Origin of the sequence: Kribbella sp. VKM Ac-2569 (genome assembly GCF_004216905.1) — a bacterium.
Taxonomy (GTDB): Bacteria; Actinomycetota; Actinomycetes; order Propionibacteriales; family Kribbellaceae; genus Kribbella.
Genome location: NZ_SGXJ01000003.1, coordinates 1252768 through 1270418, shown reverse-complemented (window position 1 = coordinate 1270418; position 17651 = coordinate 1252768). Strand labels below are relative to the sequence as shown.

Below are 17651 nucleotides of genomic sequence, written 5' to 3'. Positions count from 1 at the left end.
AACGCCGCCTCGCCCGCATCGTCTTCAACCACCTCACTACCGACCAACCCACCGCGAGAACCACCCTCGCAGCCGCGGCTTGACATAGGAGAAACGCATGGCGAAGAGCACGGCGGTGATGCTCACCGTGGGGGACCGGGAGGTCCGGGTGTCCAGCCCCGATCGGGTGGCCTACGAGGCGACCGACTGGGCTCCGGAGGTCACCAAACTGCAGGTCTGCGAGTACTTCACCGAGGTGGCTCCCGCGTTCATGCGGGCGTCGGGCGACCGTCCGGTCGCGCTGGAACGCTGGCCCGGTGGATGGCGTGAAGGTATGACGCTGTCGGTGGACGCGACCGGTCGTCAGACGGGGGACGGCTTCTACTCGAAGCGCCTTCCGAAGGGCGCGCCGGACTGGCTCGAGACCTGCCGCGTGCTGACGCCGAACGGGCGCCCGATCGACGAGCTGTGCCTGAGTGAGCCGGCCGCTGCGGTGTGGGCGGCGCAGATGGGCACGCTGACCTTCCACCCGTGGGCCGTTCGCAGCGGCGATCTCGACCAGCCCGACGAGCTGCGCATCGACCTCGATCCTCAGCCCGGCGCGACCTTCGCCGACGCCCGGCGGGTGGCCGGCGTCGCCCGCGAGCTCCTCGAGGAGCTGGGTCTGCGGGGGTATCCGAAGACCAGCGGCAACCGGGGCATCCACATCTACGTGCGGATCCGGCCGGAGTGGAGTTTCGACGAGGCCCGGCACGCCGCGATCGGCCTCGGCCGCGAGCTCGAGCGCCGCGACGACGGCGTAACGACCGCCTGGTGGAAGGAGCAACGCGGCGAGGCCTCGATCTTCCTGGACTTCAACCAGAACCTCCGGGACCGCACGGTCGCGGGCGCCTGGTCGCTCCGGCCGCGGCCTGGGGCGCCGGTGAGTACGCCGATGACCTGGGAGCGGCTCGCCGAGGTCGACGATCCGCGGGCGTTCAACCTGCACACGGTTCCGGAGTACCTCGCCGACGGCGACCCGTGGGCGGATATGGACGACACGGCGTACCCGCTGGAGCCGTTGCTGCGGCTGTGGGAGGAGCTCCCCGGCGGCGAGCTGAACTTCCCGCCGGACTACCCGAAGATGCCGGGGGAGCCGCCGCGGGTCCAGCCGAGCAAGAAGGTCGCCGAGCACTGGGACGAGCAGGGCAACCGGATCCCTGACTGACACTTTTCAGGGCTGTCTCGTCGGATGGGTGTCAAACGCTCATTCGCTAGGAGAGACACCTGTTATGGACACTCGTCTGGACCTGTTCACCAACCCGGTCCTCACCAAGTTCATCAAGCACCTGAACAGCGCGGCCAGGGTCGCGACAACTGTCGGGGTTCCACTGACCACGCTCGAGCTGGTCGAGCTACGGGTCAGCCAGATCAACGGCTGCGCGTACTGCGTCGACATGCACTCGAAGGATCTCGCGCACCACGGGGAGACCACGGTCCGGATCAACCTCGTCGCGACGTGGCGCGAAGCGACCGTCTACACCGAGGCCGAACGCGCCGCGCTCGCGTTGGCGGAAGCCGGCACCCGGATCGCCGACGCTGCCGGCGGAGTTCCCGACGATGTGTGGCTGAACGCCACCAAGCACTACAACGAGGAGCAGTTGGGCGCCCTGGTCGCGGCAGTCGCCGGCATCAACACCTGGAACCGCCTCAACGTCATCACCCAGCAGCCCGCCGGGGACTACGTGCCCGGCCAGTGGGGCTGATGCGGGTCAGAAAGTGCGCAGGGCGCCGCCGTCGATGGGGATGATGGCGCCGGTGATGTACGACGCTGCGGGGGAGAGGACGAACGCCGCAACCCGGCCGAACTCGTCGGGGGTGCCGTAGCGGCGCAGCGGGATCGTCTTCTCCGAGGCCCGCCGGGCCGCGTCGGGGTCGCCGCCACGGGCGTCGAGCTCTTTCAGGCGGTCGGTCGCGATCCGGCCCGGCATCAGGCCGTTCACCCGCATCCCGTTCGGTCCGAGCTCGTCTGCGAGCGTTTTCGCCACCATCGCGAGGCCGGGCCGGAGACCGTTCGAGATCGCCAGGCCGGCGATCGGGGACTTCACCGACGACGAGAGCACGAACGCGATCGAGGTGTCCTCGGTGCCGGCCCGGGCGACCGCGCGAGCGATCCGCAGCCCGCCGAGGAACACGCTGTCGAACGCCGACCGCCAGTCCTCCTCGTCGGTGTCCAGCGCGGTCCCGGCCCGCGGCCCGCCGACGCTGATCAGCGCGCCGTGCAGCTCGCCCCACTTGGCGATCGCGGTCGCGGCCAGCCGCTCCGCGCTGTCCGGGTCGGCGTTGTCGACGGGGATCCCGACGACGTTCCCGCCGAGCTCCGCCGCGGCCCGCGCGATCGACTCCTCGTTGCGGCTGGAGATCACCAGCCGGGCGCCTTCGGCGGCGAGCGCCTTGGCAGTGGCGAAGCCGAGTCCGGCACTCGCGCCGGTGACGATGTAGGTGCGATCACGCAGTCCGAGGTCCACACCACCATCCTGCCCCACCACACCCCGCCGCGCATCTCGTGCCCACGGCAAGAACCGTCGTTGCGTAAGGCAACGAGCCACGAGGCAGTCGTCAGTCCGGGGCTCCGGCGTGGGCCTCAGGTCGTTCGAGGGCTTCCGCCTGCTGTTCCGCGGGCTTGTCGGCGATCGCCTGCTGCCGGGAGAAGTAGACGAGTCCACCGAGGGCCAGCAGCGCGAAGAAGAACCACTGCAGTGCGTAGAAGAAGTGCGGTCCGTCGTCGATCTCCGGACCGGGGAACGAGCCGAACGCCGCATCGTTCGCCGGCTCTTGCTTGTCCACGGTGACGTAGCCGTCGTACAGGCTCAGCCCCAGCACCTTCGCGTAGTCCGGACCGTTGATGAGTCGCGCCGTACCGTCGTCCGGCGTTCCGCCGTTCGTGTGGCCGCCGCGTTCGCTACGCTGCAGGCGGCCGGTGACGGTCACCTCGCCGGTCGGTACGGCGGGGACGTGCAGCGGCATCAGTTCCGAGCTCTGCCGGGCCAGGAAGCCGCGGTCGACCAGCACCGCCTTCCCGTCCGCGAGGACCAGCGGCGTGACGATCTCGAAGCCCGGCTTGTCCTGGACGTTGCGGTACTTCAGGACCACCTGCTTCGAGGCGTCGTACCGCCCGGAGAGGACGACGGTGCGCCAGGCGTGCTGGTCGCCGACGACGCCCGGCGGACCCAGGATCTGGTCGATCGGGGCCGCGGCGGCGGCCAAGTTGGTCCGGGTCACCTCGTTGCGCGCCTTGCGTTCCTCGAGGCGGTGCAGCTGCCAGCGACCGAGCTGCACGCAGACGCCGGCGAGTACCAAGACGCCCAGCGCGGCGACGATCCAACGGATGTTCATGAGGCGTCCCACGTCTCGAACTTAAGCCATCCCCTGAAACGGCCGACGCGCGGCACGTACGCTGGGGGCGTGACAGTGATCCAGGAAGCGACGCGAACCGGTCTGGCGGACCGCTACGGCCGGACCGCGACTGACCTGCGCGTGTCGCTCACGGACCGTTGCAACCTGCGCTGCACGTACTGCATGCCGGAAGAGGGCCTGGACTGGCTCGCGAAGCCCGAACTGCTCACCGACGACGAGGTCGTCCGCCTGGTGTCGGTCGCGGTCACGCACCTGGGCGTGCACGAGATCCGCTTCACCGGCGGTGAACCGCTGCTCCGGCGCGGCCTGGTCGACATCGTCGCCCGTACGACGGAACTCGCGCCCCGCCCCGAGGTGTCGCTGACCACGAACGGGATCGGCCTCGCCCGGCAGGCGACCGCGCTGAAGGATGCTGGTCTGGACCGGGTGAATGTGAGCCTCGACACCGTCGACCAGGAGACGTTCAAGAATCTGACCCGACGGGACCGTTTGCAGGACGTGATCGCCGGGCTGGAGGCTGCGCACAACGCGGGTCTCACGCCGGTGAAAGTGAATGCGGTCCTCATGCGCGGCGTGAATGACTCGGGTGCACCGCAATTGCTGGAGTTCTGCCTCGAGCGCGGTTACGAACTGCGGTTCATCGAGCAGATGCCGCTGGACGCGCAGCACGGCTGGGACCGGACGACGATGATCACCGCGGACGAGATTCTCGGCATGCTCACCGAGCGGTTCCATCTGACGCCGGACGACGCGTCGAAACGGGGCAGTGCGCCCGCCGAATCGTTCCTGGTCGACGGCGGACCGCAGACGGTCGGCATCATCGCGTCCGTCACGCGCCCGTTCTGCGGCGACTGCGACCGGGTTCGGCTGACGGCCGACGGGCAGGTCCGGGACTGCCTGTTCGCGCGCACCGAGTCCGATCTGCGGACCGCGCTCCGGGCCGGCGCCGACGACGCCGAACTGGCCGACCGCTGGCGTCGCGCGATGCTCAACAAACTTCCGGGTCACGGCATCAACGACCCGAGCTTCCTGCAACCCTCCCGCCCGATGTCCGCGATCGGCGGTTGAGTGCCTGGAGCGGAGCTCCCAATCCCATGCTCTTCCGGCCCAATCCGGAAATGCAGTTTTTCGCTACCCGGCATTCACGCGCTGAATGGCTCGACCGACCGCAGGAATGATCTGCGGTCGAGGAAGTCGGACAAGCTGTCCTTGTGTTCGTCGCACGCCAGCCAGGTCTTGCGCCGGTCGGGGGTGTGGATCTTCGGGTTGTTCCACAGCAGCGCCCAGGTGGCAGGCTTCCCGCAGCCCCTGGCGGAGCAGCCGGTCGGCATCGTCGGTGCGGCTTCTTCAGTCATCCGCGGGTGTCATTCCTCTGCATTCCTGATGCCTCAATAATCAATAGCCTGGGCAAAATGAAGCGACGTCGGACAGCCACGGGGGGAGCCGTCCGACGCCGCATCAAGTCCCTGAATTCCACACATGAACTTCAGAGCACGCGGGAGATTCTGACACGGATCAGTCCAAGTTTTCCAGTCCCGGCCCAGATCACTTTTCGGTGTCGGCCGGACGGTCCTGAGAAGCGTCCTCTTCAGCGGGTACGACAACCGTCGGACGCTCCCCGATCGCGGGCCTCGCGGGCGCCACATATGGGTCCGCGGCGGGCGTCGTCACGGACCGCTGGGCGTTCGCCAGCACGACCGCGAAGTACGGCAGAGCGATCGCTCCGACGACGAAAAGCCAGCGCCACGGCGACGGGGTGATGACGGCGAGCACGAAGCAGACGATCCGGATCGACATCATCCAGGCGTAGCGCGCGATCCGGCTGTCCAGATCCTCGGACCGGCCGGGCTGCGCACTCGTCACCGAGACGACCGTCGCGTCGCTCCGCTCATGGCGTTTCGACATCTATCCTCCTCACCAATAGCAACGGTACGCCGCGCCGGCCGCTCAGGCGCAGCCGGATGGAGAGAGGTTTGTCATGACCGATCGCACCTACCGCGTCACCGAGATCGTCGGCACCTCGAAAGAGGGCGTCAACCAGGCGATCACCAACGGCATCGCGCGGGCCGGCGAGACCCTGCGGCACCTCGACTGGTTCGAGGTCAGCGAGATCCGCGGCCACATCGAGGACAACCAGATCGACCACTACCAGGTGACCATGAAGGTCGGCTTCCGCCTCGAAGACTCCTAAGTCGGATCGCCCGGCCGCTGTGGGATAGCGTTCCTCCGTCCGACGATGTGAGGAGCGCTTGTGGGTAGGTCTGTGTTGGTGACCGGCGGTAGCCGGGGGATCGGGCTGGCGATCGCGACCGCGTTCAAGGAGGCGGGCGACCAGGTCGCTGTCACGTACAACACCAGCCCGCCGCCGGAGGGCTTCCTCGGCGTGAAGTGCGACATCACCGACCAGGCACAGGTCGACGCCGCCTTCGACACGATCGCGGAGCAGCACGGGCCGGTCGAGGTGCTGGTGGCGAACGCCGGCATCACCCGCGACACGCTGCTGCTGCGGATGTCCGACGACGACTGGGACTCGGTCCTGCAGACCAACCTCACCGGCTCGTTCCGGGTCGCCCGGCGCGCCGCGAAGGGCATGCTGCGGCTGCGCAGGGGTCGGATCGTGTTCATCTCCTCCGTGGTCGGCATGCTCGGCTCGGCCGGCCAGGTGAACTACGCGGCCAGCAAGTCCGGCCTGATCGGTATGGCCCGCTCGATCGCCCGCGAGCTGGGCAGCCGCGGCATCACCGCGAACGTGGTCGCGCCCGGCTTCGTCGAGACCGACATGACCGCGGTCCTGTCGGAGGAGACCCAGAAGCAGTACCTGAGCCAGATCCCGCTCGGCCGCTTCGGCCTGACGGAGGAGATCGCGAACGCTGTCCGCTGGCTGTCGTCCGAGGAAGCCGGCTACATCACCGGCGCGGTGATCCCGGTCGACGGCGGCATCGGCATGGGCAACTAATCTCACATTTCATCTAGAAAGGGCATGCCGGTGGGCATCCTCGACGGCAAGCGGATCCTGGTCGCCGGAGTCACCCTCGACTCGTCGATCGGCTTCGCCACGGCCAAGGTGGCGCAGGAACAAGGCGCCACCGTGCTGATCTCGAACTTCGGCCGCGCGCTGAGCATCACCAAGCGGATCGCGAAACGGCTGCCGACCGAGCCCCCGGTGCTGGAGCTCGACGTCACGAACGCCGAACACCTGGCCGCGCTGCCGGACGCCGTCCGTGAGCACGTCGACGGGCTGGACGGGGTCGTGCACTCGATCGCGTACGGCAACCCGGAGACGATCCTCGGCGGCAAGTTCCTCGAAGGTCCGTGGGACGACGTGGCGCAGGCCGTCCACGTGTCGGCGTACAGCCTGAAGTCGCTGGCCGTGACCTGCGCGCCGCTGATGAGCCGTGGTGGCAGCGTCGTCGGGATGACGTTCGACGCGACCGTGGCCTGGCCCGGGTACGACTGGATGGGGGTGGCCAAGGCCGCTCTGGAGTCCACCAGCCGGTACCTGGCGCGCGACCTCGGTGCGCAGGGGATCCGCTGCAACCTGGTGTCGGCCGGTCCGCTGAAGACCCTGGCCGCGAAGGCGATCCCGGGCTTCGAGAAGTTCGAGGAGCCGTGGCTGGACAAGGCCCCGCTGGGCTGGGATCCGTCCGACCTCGAGCCGACCGGGCGCACCATCGTCGCCCTGCTCAGTGACTTCTTCCCCGCGACCACCGGCGAGATCGTGCACGTCGACGGCGGCTACCACGCGATGGGAGCGTAGTGGCAACTTCTCTGGTAGAGCTCCGCGTTCTCGACGGCGCCAATCTCTACTTCAGCCGGGCCGCGATCAAGCTGACGCTGGACGTATCGGCGATCGCGGACGCGCCCGCTCCGGCGGCGAAAGCGTACGGACAGGCGATCGGTCTCGGCGCAACCCGGCCCGGCCGGATCGGGTCCGGGTTCCGCCAGCGGTTCGCGATCCGGGTCGCCGGTCACGTCGTACGGCGGATCGCCCGGGAGGCCGGGATCGGGCGGATCGGCGTACGGGTCCGCCCAGAGTCCGACGTACGGCGGCTCGTGGTGGCGTTCCCGTGGGCGCACGAGGGACGGGCGCGGGCGCTCGGGGCGGCGATCGTCGAGGTGCTGGACGCGTTCGGTGCCGATGACCTGAGCGAGCTGATCCACACCGTCGGGGAGCGGGTGCGGGACGAGCCGCCGGGTAACCCGCCGCCGACGCTGCGGCCGAAGGTGCCGGTGGTCGCGGTGACCGGGACGAACGGCAAGACCACGACGTCGCGGATGATCGCGCACATCGGGCGCGCCGCCGGGCTGCACGTCGGCTGGTCGAGCACCGACGGCGTGTACTTCGACGGCGAACTGGTGAAGTACGGCGACTTCTCCGGGCCGAGCGGCGCCGGGCAGGTGCTGTCCCAGCCGGGCATCCAGCTCGCGGTGACCGAGACCGCCCGCGGCGGGATCCTGCGCCGCGGGATCGGCGTCGCGTACAACGACGTCTCGGTGGTCACCAACGTGTCCGCGGACCATCTCGGCCTGGGCGGGATCGACACCGTCGACCAGCTCGCCGAGGTGAAGGCGGTGATCACGCACATCACCCGGCCGCGCGGCTGGTGCGTGGTGAACGGCGACGACCCGCGGACGTTCGCGATGCGGCTCAATTCGCCGGCCAAGTGCTGGGTGTTCTCCCGCGAGCCCGACTCGCCGTCGATCCGGACCGTGCTGGACGAGGGCGGCCGAGCCACGACCGTGCTCGACGGGTACGTGACCGTGCTCGACCAGTCGCGCGACCCGGAGCCGTTGCTCAAGGTCGCCGACGTACCGATGACGCTGTCCGGCCTGTCGCACTACAACGTGGAGAACACGCTGGCCGCGGCGTCGGCGGCGCTCGGTCTCGGGCTGCCGCGGGCGGCGGTGATCGAGGGTCTGAGCACGTTCGCGCCGAACGAGAACAACCCCGGCCGGATGAACATGTACTCGCTGCGCGACTTCACCGTCGTCATCGACCTCGCGCACAACGAGGCCGGGCTGGAGGCGCTGCTCGAGATCATGAACGGCGTCCGTCCGGACGGCGGCCGGCTGATGCTGGCGCTCGGATCGCCGGGTGACCGAGCCGACGACATGGTCGCGACGCTCGGTGCGATGGGCGCGCGGGCGACCGACCGGATCGCAATCGGCCACAAGAGCGACTACCTGCGCGGGCGGCCGCCGGAGGAGCTCGAGGCGGTGTTCCGCGAGGGTGCGTCGTCGGTCGGCGTGGACGACGTACCGGCGTTCCCGACCGAGCTGGCGGCGGCGCAGGCGCTGGTCGCCGAGGCGCGGGCGGGGGATGTGGTGGCAGTCATGTCTCTGCAGGATCGGGCGAGTCTTGACGCGTGGTTGCGGTCCGAGGGAGCTACTGTCGACACACCGGAGACCTTGAAGAGCAAGGTCGAGAGAGCCCAGCACTAGCCCTGCCGCCGCCATTCCGACGGCACAGTCGGGGTGGGAACGGGGTTGTGTGATGCGCTACCTGTGGTCGATCCCGGCTGCGGTGGTCGCCTGGTTCGTGGGCGGCTTCTCCGCGACGTATCTGAAGGGACTCCCGGAAGGTACGACGTACTTCGTGCCGCCGCGGATCGATCTGGTGGTGCTCGGCGGGTTCGCCGGCGGCGTGCTGGCCGGGCTGCTCATCGGGCGGATCCGGATCGCCGTACCGGTCGTGCTGATCGTTGCCGCGGGCATGTGGTGGCTAACCGGCAACTCGTTCGGAGATCTGCTGGTCACGTTGCTGGTGGCAAGCGCTCTCGGCGGGTTCTTCGGTGCCCTGGGCACGAGGATTTCGGTGGTCGCGGCGTTCGCGCTGGCGCTGCCGGTGGCCTGGACGGCCCTGCGGCCGGCTGAGCAACTGGCCGACTGGCGGTGGCTGTGGCAGCTGAACGGTCTGCTGGTCGGCGCCGGGCTCGCGATCCTGCTCTACGTCGCCTGCTGGAAGCGCGGCTGGCGGTCGGTGGGGTCGTGGATCCCGTTGACCGGGTTCTACCTGGCCTGCTTCGGCATCGTCGCGTCCGTCCGGCTCGTCAGTCAGTCGACCGGGAAGCCGATGGACGCGGTCGGCGACGCGTCGACCGAGGCATTCTTCCAGTCGTTCGAGCCGCTGCTGCGCGAGTACTGGCCGTGGATGGTCGTCGGCATCCTGCTCGCGATCCCGATGACGGCGCTCAAGCTCCGCGCCCTCCCACCGCCACCGCCGCCCCTGGACCCGTACGCCGACAAGTCGAACGACGCCGTACTCTCCGACGACCTCGACTGGATCGACCAGGAAGAACCCCGCCGACGCCTGCTCGCACGCCGCCAGCCCGCCTCCTGAGTCAGCTCGGGCTGGGCGCGGGCTGCCCGGTGGCAGTCAGTGGTGTGACCGCGGTGATCTCGGATTCGGCGGCGTCGACCACCAGTGCGAAGAACCTGAACCGACTGCTGTTCGGCGTACCGATCGCGTCCGTGCTGTAGGTCTTGCCGCCCGCGGTGATCCGGACCGTACGTGCTTCGGCGGACACCGCGCCCATGACCATCGTGAGGTGCAGCGGGGACGACAGATTCGGTACCACCGCGGGGATGGTCCTGTACTGGGCTCGTTGGTCCGGCTGCCAGTTCTCGTAGAAGCAGTCCTTGGTACCGCCGAAGGCCTTCGCCGGGCCCTCATCGGTGACGACGAGGCAGCCGGAGCTGTAGTAGGACGCGACCGCCCAGCTCTCGTTCGGGATGCTGCCGCGGGCGACGTAGAAGGCGGGCGCGTACCTGAGCGAGTCCGGCTGCGTCGTGAACGCCGGCTTGTCGGACCAGGGCTTCGGGAGCGGGGTGTACCGGAAGTCGGCGTGCGTGGACACCATCTTGGGCACGGGGCTCGTAGAGGGAGTCGCGACGCCGGGCTCGGCCGACCGGATCGAGCCGAGGACCGAGCTCGCGACCACGACAGCGGCGGTTGCGGCGGCCGCGCACACGGCAGCGGCAGTCGTACGGCGACGCACCTGGCGGCGCTTGATCCGCAGCCGGATCGGGGCCGCGGGGTCGGCGGGCTCGGGCCGCTCGTCGGTGAGGACGGCGAGCTTGGCGCCCAGGTCCTCGGGCAGGCGGTTCGTGCTCAGGTCGTCGGTCATGAGATCCCCCTTTCGGTCAGGTCGGCCAGTTCGTCCGGGGTGGCGAACGTGATGTCGGCGCGGAGCGCTTCCAGGCCCCTGCGGGTGTGCTGTTTCACGGCGCCGACCGAGCAGCCGAGGACTTCCGCGACAGTGCGCTCGGACAGGTCCTCGGCGTACCGGAGATAGACGGCTGCGCGTTGTCGTGGGCTCAGGCGCGCCATCGCCTGGCGGAGCGCGAGGCGCTCGTCCACCTGGGCGGTGTCGGGGTCGACGACGGTCTCCGGTGGTGCGTCCGTGGGGCGTTCGCCGAGCCAGCGGCGGCGGCGACCGGACAGAAAACTGCTGGCGACGATCCTTCGCAGGTACGCCTCGGGATTCCCGTTCTGCAGCTTCCGCCAGTGGAACCAGAGTTTGGTGAACGCGTCCTGCGCCAGGTCTTCCGCCTTCTGATGGTCCAGGGTCAGCGCGTAGGCGAGCCGCGCGGTGGCGGTCCACCGCGCTCGAACGAACTCGTCGAAGTCATGCTCGGTTCTCATCGGCACACCCCATACAACGCCTTGGACAGCGTCGCAGGGTGACAGATCACGCGAGAAGTTTCTGGCCGAGCCATTCGCCGGGCTGGAAGCCGGGTGGGAGGGCGTAGACGGCGGAGCCGATCGTGGTGGTCCACTCGTTGAGGGCATCGACCGCGTCCAGGCGGGTGAGCAGTGGGAGGAACTGACCCGCGACGTCCGCCTGGTGGCTGAGGAAGATCAGGCCGGACTCACGGGTCGCGCCGGTGTCGCGGACGTAGTTCAGGCCCTTGCGGAAGATGCGGCGGCCGTCGTTCTCGGTGTGGTGCGAGAGGCGGGCGTGCGCGTTCTGCGCGATGACGAGCCGGCCGTCGGCGTCGCGGGCCTCGAGGTCGAGTTCGTCGTGTTCGGCGGTGCCGGTGAGCGGTGCGCCGGTGGAGAGTTTGCGGCCGACGGCCCGTTCCTGTTCGGAGCGGGTGAGTTCGTCCCAGGTGTCGAGGTTCAGCCGGATCCGCCGTACGACGAGCGTCGTACCGCCGCGAAACCACTCGGGGCCGTCGGCGGACCACACGGTCTGGTCGAACTCCGGCGTGCCGAAGGCGGGGTTGCCTGTGCCGTCGACCTGGCCGAACAAGTTGCGGCCGGTGACTGGCTTGCCGTCCGGGCCGGTGCTGTCCCAGAAGCCCGTCTGGCGCCAGAGCGGGGTCGCGAACGGCTTCGCGTCCGCGATCAATCGCCGTACGGCGTGCACCACGCTGACCGCGTCGTCCGCGTCGACCATCACCAGCAGGTCACCGCCCGACCAGGCAGCCTGCAGTCGGTCGTGCTTCATCACCGGCAGGTCGTCGAGGCCCGGCGGCCGCTGCCCGGTCAACTCGAACACCCGCGGCCCGAACCCGACCGTCACCGTCACACCCTTGTTGGCCACCGCCATCTCGGGCGCCGTATCTCCAGGCGCACCCCGCCCATCGGCCAACGCGACGAGGTCACTCGTCCACAGCCGCATCAACCGCCCGAGCCCGGCCCGATCGGTCCCGAGCTTGAAGCTGACCAACTCGGCCACCGCCGGCGCGACGCGGGCGATTCCGGCTTGATGTTCGCCGTACGGCGAAACGGTCCGGGAGACAGGCGTTTCGGTGCTGTCGTTGTCGAGAGCAACGACAGCACCACCGGTGGCCGCGGCGCCTGCAGCGGCCGCACCGGCGTACCCGAAGAACTGCCGTCTAGTCGTCACTTGGTGTGGTAGTGCTCTTCTTCCTCAGTGAACGCCTTGACCGGGACCTTCAGGTCGTGGGTGGTGTTGTCGGAGAACTTGAGCCTGAGCGGGACCTCGTCACCGGGATTCAGCGGCCGCTTCAGGGACATCAGCATGATGTGGTCGCCGCCGGGGGAGAGGTGGGCGTGGGAGCCGGCGGGGACGGTGATGCCGCCGGGCTTCTCGCGCATCACCATCTTGCCGTCCTGCAACGCCATCTCGTGCAGCTGCACCATGCCGGCGATCGGCGAAGTTGCCGAGGTCAACTTCACGTCGGTGTCACCGGGATTGGTCAGCGACAGGAACGCGGCCGTCATCGTGGTGTCCTTCGCGCCGGTCGTCGCCCGCACCCACGCGTCCTCGACCAGCACGCCCGGAGTGGTCACCGCCGCCTCCTGAGTGGCCGGCTTCTCCGTCGAACCACACGACGACACCAGGAACGTGACCACGGCGGCGGCCGCCAGCAACTTCGTCTTCACGCAACGGCCAACGAGACTTGCCCTAGGCAAGTTCCCGAGGTGTCTCCTCTGTGACCTCTTCGTCGGGTTGCACGAAGTCGGGGTCGCCGCCCTCGTCACCGGACCGCGCCCCGGCCTGCGCCAGGTGCGACACCGATTCGAGCTCCGCGAGTACCGACTGATGCTGATCGACGCACAGCACGACGAGATCGCCCGGGTTCGACCGCTCCAACGCGAACCGCACCGCCTCGAGCTCGTCGAGGACGACGTCCACCGTCCGGCACCGCGCGCCGCTCTCCATCGCGGCCTGTACGCCGACTTTCACCAGTCCTGCCGACTCGCCGCGCTTGCGCCCGCGCAGCCGGGCGTCCTCGCGGACGATGACCACGTCGAAGTGCTGCGCCGCGACCTCACCGAGCTCGCGGATGTCGTCGTCCCGGCGGTCGCCCGCGGTCGCGATCACGCCGATCCGCGACGGCCGCCCGACCTCGGACGACGCGCTCAGGCTCTCCCCGAGTCGGTCGACGAAGTCACCGAGCATCCGCATCGCCGGCGCGTTGTGGCAGTAGTCGACGATCACACTGCGCCCGTCGACGTCGATCTCGTTCAGCCGGCCCGGCGACAGGTAGTACGACGTACTGAACGTCCGCAGCCCCTGCCGGATGTCGTGCAACGGCGCACCCGCGGCGAACGCCGCCGCGGCGGCCGCCATCGCGTTCTGCACGTTCATCATCGCCCGCCCGCCGAACGTTGCCGGCAGCAAGTGAGTCCAGGCGAGCTGCATCGACCGGCGCCCGTGCTTCACCACGATCATGTCGCCCAGGTCCGAGCGCTCCAGCACCACGGCCCGCCCGCCACGACGGCAGTGCCCCTCGATGTAGTCGCGGACCTCGCTGCCCGGCTCGGCCATGCTGAACCACACGACCTGCCCCGAGCACTTCCGGCGCATCTTGCGCACCAACGGGTCGTCGGCGTTCAGTACGGCGTACCCGGTCCGCGGCACCGCCTCGACCAGCACGGCCTTCACATCGGCCAGCTGCTCGAGCGTGTCGATCCCGCGCAGGCCGAGGTGATCCGGCTGCACGTTCAGGACGACGGCCACGTCGTTGCGCTCGTACCCGAGCCCCTCGCGCAGGATCCCGCCGCGCGCCACCTCGAACACCGCGAAGTCGACGCGCGGGTTCTGCAGCACCATCCGCGCGGACTTCGGGCCGGACGCGTCCTGCCGGATCACCAGCCGCTCGTCGATCACGATGCCGTCGGTCGACGTCATACCGACCTTGCGGCCCATGCCCTTGAAGACATGGCTGATCATCCGCGAGGTGGTCGTCTTCCCGTTTGTCCCGGTGACGGCGACGATCGGGATCCGGCTGACCGCACCAGACGGGAACAGCATGTCCACCACCGGTTTCGCGATGTACTGCGGTTCGCCGATCGTCGGGTTGGTGTGCATCCGGAACCCGGGCGCCGCGTTCACCTCACAGATCGCGCCGCCGGTCTCGCGCACCGGCTGGGTGATGTCCGGGCAGATGAAGTCGATACCGGCGATGTCGAGCCCGATCATCCGGGCCGCCTCCTCGGCGATCTCGACGTTCTCCGGGTGCGCCTCCCAGGTCCGGTCGATCGAGATCCCGCCGGTGGACATGTTGCCGGTGAGCGTGAGCTTCACCATCACGTCTTCGGGCGGTACGTCGTCCAGCTCGAAACCCTGGTCGCGAACCAGTTGGCGGGCCGCGTTGTTGATCGTGATCCGGGTCAGGATCTTCTCGTGGCCGACACCGCGCCGCGGGTCGGCGTTGGTGATGTCAACGAGCTCGGACACGGTGTGGATGCCGTCGCCGACCACGTGCGCGGGCACGCGTTCGGCGATCGCCTCCATCCGGCCGTTGATGATCAGGCATCGGTAGTCCTTGCCGGTGACGAAGTTCTCCACGATCACGGAACCGCGCCGGGACTGCTCGGCCGCGATCGGGAACGCCTCGCGGACCGCGTCCGCGTCCTGCAGGTTCAGGCAGACACCGCGCCCGTGGTTGCCGTCGAGCGGCTTGCACACGACCGGGTAGCCGATCTTGTTGGCGATCGAGACGGCATCCTCGACCGTGCGGACCGACTCCGACCGCGGCACCGGCAGACCGGCCGAGGCGAGCAGCCGCGTGGTCAGGTCCTTGTCGCTCGCGACGTCGACCGCGATCGAACCGGTTTCGGACGTCATGGTGGCCCGGATCCGCTTCGCGTGGACGCCCTGCCCGAGCTGGACCAGGCTGGCCTTGTTCAGCCGGATCCACGGGATGTCCCGGGACACCGCCTCGTCGACGATCGCCTGCGTGGACGGGCCGAACGCGGTCCGCTCGGCCTGCTTGATGAACTTCTCCAGCTCGGTGGTGAAGTCGAACGCGGGCTGTCCATCCTTCATTTGGGGCTGGACGAGGTTGTTCACGAACCGTACGGCGAGTTCACCCGCCGCGAGCCCGACCGGTTCGTCGGCGTACGCGTAGATGATGTTGTAGACGCCCGGCGAGCCTTTGACCTGGCGCGTCTTGCCGCGGCGCATGTCGTGGCCGGCCTCCTGCTGGAGCTGCAGCGAGACGTGTTCGGCGATGTGACCGAGCCAGGTGCCTTCGTTCAGGCGCTCGATGAACCCGCCCTTGCGGCCTCGTGAGCAGTGGTGCTGGTCGAGCCGCGGGAGGTCGGCGAGCAGCCGTTCGGTGAAGCCGGGGATCGTGTTCGACGGGAAGTTCTCGAGCGAGCCGAGGTCGACGACCAGGTGGATCGCGGGGTCGTAGCTCCAGATGTTCGGGCCGCGGAAGACGCGGGTCTCGATGATCTTCAGGTCGGGAGCCGGAGTGCCGTGCGTTTCGGTCATGGGGTTCCGTTGTCTGCTTGCGTCGGGTCGGGGGAGTCGGGTTCGGCGCCGGCCGTGATCGGCTCGGTCGCCCCCGGTCTGGACTCCCCGGCCCCGATCGCAGACTTGGCCGACTTCGCCGTACGGCGTCCTGCCCGCCGCTTCCGCTCCTCGTAGTACCTCGGCGACACTCCCTCGGCGGCGATCTCCTTGGCGAGCTTGCGCAGGTCGGCCTCGGCGGCCGCCATCTCGGCGATCTCCTCCGCCGGCGGCTGCGGGCCGTACGACAGCAGCACGCGGTTCTGCAGGTCGAACGTCGCGGTGGCCGGAAGGACGTGCAGTACGACGCCGGACGCGAGGATCGGCTCGGACCGCTTGGCGTTGTGGGCGTTCGACGTGATCCGGGTGCCGTCGAAGATCGTCACCGCGCCCCGGCCGACGACCTCCAGGTGGGTGCCGCGGACGACCGCCGCGGTGTCCTCGTCGACGCCGATCCCGAGCAGGCCGGGGGACTGGGCAACGAGCGACAGCAGCCGGCCGTACCGGTTCCGCTGGGCGAAGTGCTGGTCGACGATCGCGCCCTGGACGAGGCCGAGTCCGCTGGAGAGCTGGCTCATCCGCTGCCGTGGGGTGGCGCCGGAGCGGCCGAACGCGATCATGTGTTCGGCGAGGATGCTCGCGCCGGCCGACGTACCACCGACGGCCGCACCGCGCGCATGAGCGGCGGTGACCGCGCGGCCGAACGCCGTACCGGTGACAACGCCCGCAAGCTTCAGCTGGTTGCCGCCGGTCATGAAGATCCCGGTCGCGTCGTTGAGCGGGGCGATGAAGGCCGGGTCGTCCGCGTCCTCCCGGTTCTCCGGGCGGACGCCGACAACGCTCTCGGCCCCGAGCGCCGCGAACAGCGCCCGGTACACGTCGACGACGTCGGGCCCGAGCGCGGACGCGGTGGGAACCACCACGATCCGCGCCTTGGCCCCGCCCGCCGCCTCCACGAACTCCTGCAGCACCGTCCGCTTCTTCAGCTTGTCCTCGGCACCACCAATAGCAAACAGGGCTCCGGCCCCACCCTGCAGTTCAGACATACGCGAAGCTTAAAGCCTGCCCCCACCACCGCCTCGCCGTCCCACGTTCACCCCAGCCCGACTTTGAGAAGCCACCAACCATTCTCGGCGACGATTCATGGTCGGTGGCTTCTCAAAGTCGGGGGGTTGACGCGGATGCGGGGAGGGGAGTTATCCACAGGGCGCGGTTGGGGGCGTGCTGATGGGGTGCGGGGCGGACATGCTGGTGTGATGGATCGGTTGGGTGACGAGGTTCGCGCGCGGGTGCTGACGCTCGTTCGGAGACCGCAGAGCCGGCAGGTCCTGCTCGAGACCGGCTTGCGGGACGCCGACCTGAGGCGGCTGCTGCGCAGGACGGCGCTGCGGCACTACCACGGGCATTACGTCGACGGCCGCCTGGACGAGCACTTTGCGCGTATCGCCTGTGCGCAGGCATTGCACCCGGGTTCGGTGGTGAGCCACTTCAGCGCCGCCAGCCTCGCGGGGCTGCGCAACTGGACCGACGGCCGGCGACAATCGGCGCCTCCCACCGACGCCGTGTGGCTGACGCGGCCGCCCACTACCAAGCGGAACCAGCGCCGCCAGGACATCGTCGTACGACGTGCAGCCCTGGAGCCGGCCGATGTGTCTCGGCACCTGTGGCTGCCCGTCACCGGCGCGGCGAGAACCGTGGTGGATCTCGCTCGCACCTTGCCGTTCCGCGAGGCGATCGTGACCGTCGATGACGCACTGCGCAGCGGCGTCCGGACGATCGGTGAGGCCGACGGTCTTGCGAAGTACGAGAGTGAGAGCCCCGAGGAACGGCGCCGGCAGTTGCGCCGCAGCTACCGGCGTGATCAGCGACTGAGCGATCGGGCTGTCGAGCTCGTGCACTTCGGCTGGGAGGACGTCCTCGATCCGCGCTCGGACCTGATCGCCCGCCTCCGCGCAGCCTTCGCAAGAGGTAGCTCCCGCCCCGGCGACCCGCCGATCTGGCGCGCCCCGGCCCGCCACGACCCCGCCTTCTGGCTCCACGCCGCCTAACTGCCCACTTCGC

The 17651-nt window shown here is 69.2% G+C and carries 19 protein-coding genes; 9 read left to right on the top strand and 10 right to left on the bottom strand.

Annotation, left to right across the window (positions count from 1 at the left end; all coding sequences use genetic code 11):
- The first annotated feature begins 97 nt into the window (after window positions 1-97).
- Window positions 98-1186, top strand: coding sequence for a DNA primase small subunit domain-containing protein (locus EV649_RS26345; protein WP_130386213.1), 1089 nt, complete (start codon window positions 98-100; stop codon window positions 1184-1186).
- A 64-nt stretch (window positions 1187-1250) separates the two neighbouring features.
- Window positions 1251-1724, top strand: coding sequence for a carboxymuconolactone decarboxylase family protein (locus tag EV649_RS26340; protein WP_130386212.1), 474 nt, complete (start codon window positions 1251-1253; stop codon window positions 1722-1724).
- A gap of 6 nt (window positions 1725-1730) precedes the next feature.
- Here EV649_RS26340 and EV649_RS26335 read toward each other — a convergent pair whose 3' ends face one another.
- Window positions 1731-2486: an SDR family oxidoreductase gene (locus EV649_RS26335; RefSeq protein ID WP_130386211.1), complete on the bottom strand. Its 756-nt coding sequence runs from the start codon at window positions 2484-2486 to the stop codon at window positions 1731-1733.
- A 91-nt stretch (window positions 2487-2577) separates the two neighbouring features.
- A complete protein-coding gene (locus EV649_RS26330) occupies window positions 2578-3354 on the bottom strand; it encodes an SURF1 family protein (protein ID WP_130386210.1) in 777 nt (258 codons plus the stop codon).
- A 69-nt stretch (window positions 3355-3423) separates the two neighbouring features.
- Here EV649_RS26330 and moaA point away from each other — a divergent pair, with 69 nt between their 5' ends.
- Entirely contained in the window at window positions 3424-4443 is a 1020-nt protein-coding gene (gene moaA, locus EV649_RS26325; RefSeq protein ID WP_241998653.1) for a GTP 3',8-cyclase MoaA, read from the top strand.
- Window positions 4444-4517: 74 nt separating this feature from the next.
- On the opposite strand, the gene EV649_RS26320 is transcribed toward moaA, so the two are convergent.
- Together EV649_RS26320 and EV649_RS26315 are read right to left on the bottom strand one after the other, a co-directional pair.
- Window positions 4518-4730 carry a hypothetical protein gene (locus EV649_RS26320; protein ID WP_130386209.1) on the bottom strand — a complete coding sequence of 71 codons (213 nt, stop codon included), beginning with the start codon at window positions 4728-4730 and terminating at the stop codon, window positions 4518-4520.
- A 190-nt stretch (window positions 4731-4920) separates the two neighbouring features.
- Window positions 4921-5280, bottom strand: coding sequence for a DUF3099 domain-containing protein (locus EV649_RS26315; protein WP_130386208.1), 360 nt, complete (start codon window positions 5278-5280; stop codon window positions 4921-4923).
- A 73-nt stretch (window positions 5281-5353) separates the two neighbouring features.
- Here EV649_RS26315 and EV649_RS26310 point away from each other — a divergent pair, with 73 nt between their 5' ends.
- From EV649_RS26310 to EV649_RS26290, 5 genes are read left to right on the top strand one after another with little or no spacing between them, the layout of a single operon-like run.
- A complete protein-coding gene (locus tag EV649_RS26310) occupies window positions 5354-5566 on the top strand; it encodes a dodecin (RefSeq protein WP_130386207.1) in 213 nt (70 codons plus the stop codon).
- A gap of 60 nt (window positions 5567-5626) precedes the next feature.
- Window positions 5627-6331 (top strand): 3-oxoacyl-[acyl-carrier-protein] reductase, encoded by a 705-nt coding sequence (gene fabG, locus EV649_RS26305; protein WP_130386206.1) that lies wholly within the window; start codon window positions 5627-5629, stop codon window positions 6329-6331.
- A 24-nt stretch (window positions 6332-6355) separates the two neighbouring features.
- Window positions 6356-7132, top strand: coding sequence for an enoyl-ACP reductase FabI (fabI, locus tag EV649_RS26300; RefSeq protein ID WP_130386205.1), 777 nt, complete (start codon window positions 6356-6358; stop codon window positions 7130-7132).
- On the top strand, window positions 7132-8817 hold the full coding sequence (locus EV649_RS26295; protein WP_130386204.1) for a Mur ligase family protein: 1686 nt from the start codon (window positions 7132-7134) through the stop codon (window positions 8815-8817). The genes fabI and EV649_RS26295 overlap by 1 nt, the downstream gene beginning before the upstream one ends.
- A gap of 52 nt (window positions 8818-8869) precedes the next feature.
- Window positions 8870-9715 (top strand): hypothetical protein, encoded by an 846-nt coding sequence (locus EV649_RS26290; protein WP_130386203.1) that lies wholly within the window; start codon window positions 8870-8872, stop codon window positions 9713-9715.
- Window position 9716: 1 nt separating this feature from the next.
- On the opposite strand, the gene EV649_RS26285 is transcribed toward EV649_RS26290, so the two are convergent.
- From EV649_RS26285 to EV649_RS26260, 6 genes are read right to left on the bottom strand one after another with little or no spacing between them, the layout of a single operon-like run.
- Window positions 9717-10502, bottom strand: coding sequence for a hypothetical protein (locus EV649_RS26285; RefSeq protein ID WP_130386202.1), 786 nt, complete (start codon window positions 10500-10502; stop codon window positions 9717-9719).
- Window positions 10499-11020, bottom strand: a complete 522-nt coding sequence (locus EV649_RS26280) for a SigE family RNA polymerase sigma factor (protein ID WP_130386201.1) — start codon at window positions 11018-11020, stop codon at window positions 10499-10501. Before EV649_RS26280 ends, EV649_RS26285 begins: the two co-directional genes overlap by 4 nt.
- A gap of 46 nt (window positions 11021-11066) precedes the next feature.
- Window positions 11067-12230 (bottom strand): Dyp-type peroxidase, encoded by a 1164-nt coding sequence (locus EV649_RS26275; RefSeq protein WP_130386200.1) that lies wholly within the window; start codon window positions 12228-12230, stop codon window positions 11067-11069.
- Window positions 12227-12730: a copper chaperone PCu(A)C gene (locus EV649_RS26270; RefSeq protein WP_130386199.1), complete on the bottom strand. Its 504-nt coding sequence runs from the start codon at window positions 12728-12730 to the stop codon at window positions 12227-12229. Before EV649_RS26270 ends, EV649_RS26275 begins: the two co-directional genes overlap by 4 nt.
- A 22-nt stretch (window positions 12731-12752) precedes the next feature.
- Window positions 12753-15572, bottom strand: coding sequence for a cyanophycin synthetase (cphA, locus tag EV649_RS26265; RefSeq protein WP_130386198.1), 2820 nt, complete (start codon window positions 15570-15572; stop codon window positions 12753-12755).
- Window positions 15569-16636, bottom strand: a complete 1068-nt coding sequence (locus EV649_RS26260; protein WP_130386197.1) for a cyanophycinase — start codon at window positions 16634-16636, stop codon at window positions 15569-15571. Before EV649_RS26260 ends, cphA begins: the two co-directional genes overlap by 4 nt.
- Before the next feature lie 210 nt (window positions 16637-16846).
- Here EV649_RS26260 and EV649_RS26255 point away from each other — a divergent pair, with 210 nt between their 5' ends.
- Window positions 16847-17638 (top strand): hypothetical protein, encoded by a 792-nt coding sequence (locus EV649_RS26255; protein ID WP_130386196.1) that lies wholly within the window; start codon window positions 16847-16849, stop codon window positions 17636-17638.
- The last annotated feature ends 13 nt before the right edge of the window (window positions 17639-17651 follow it).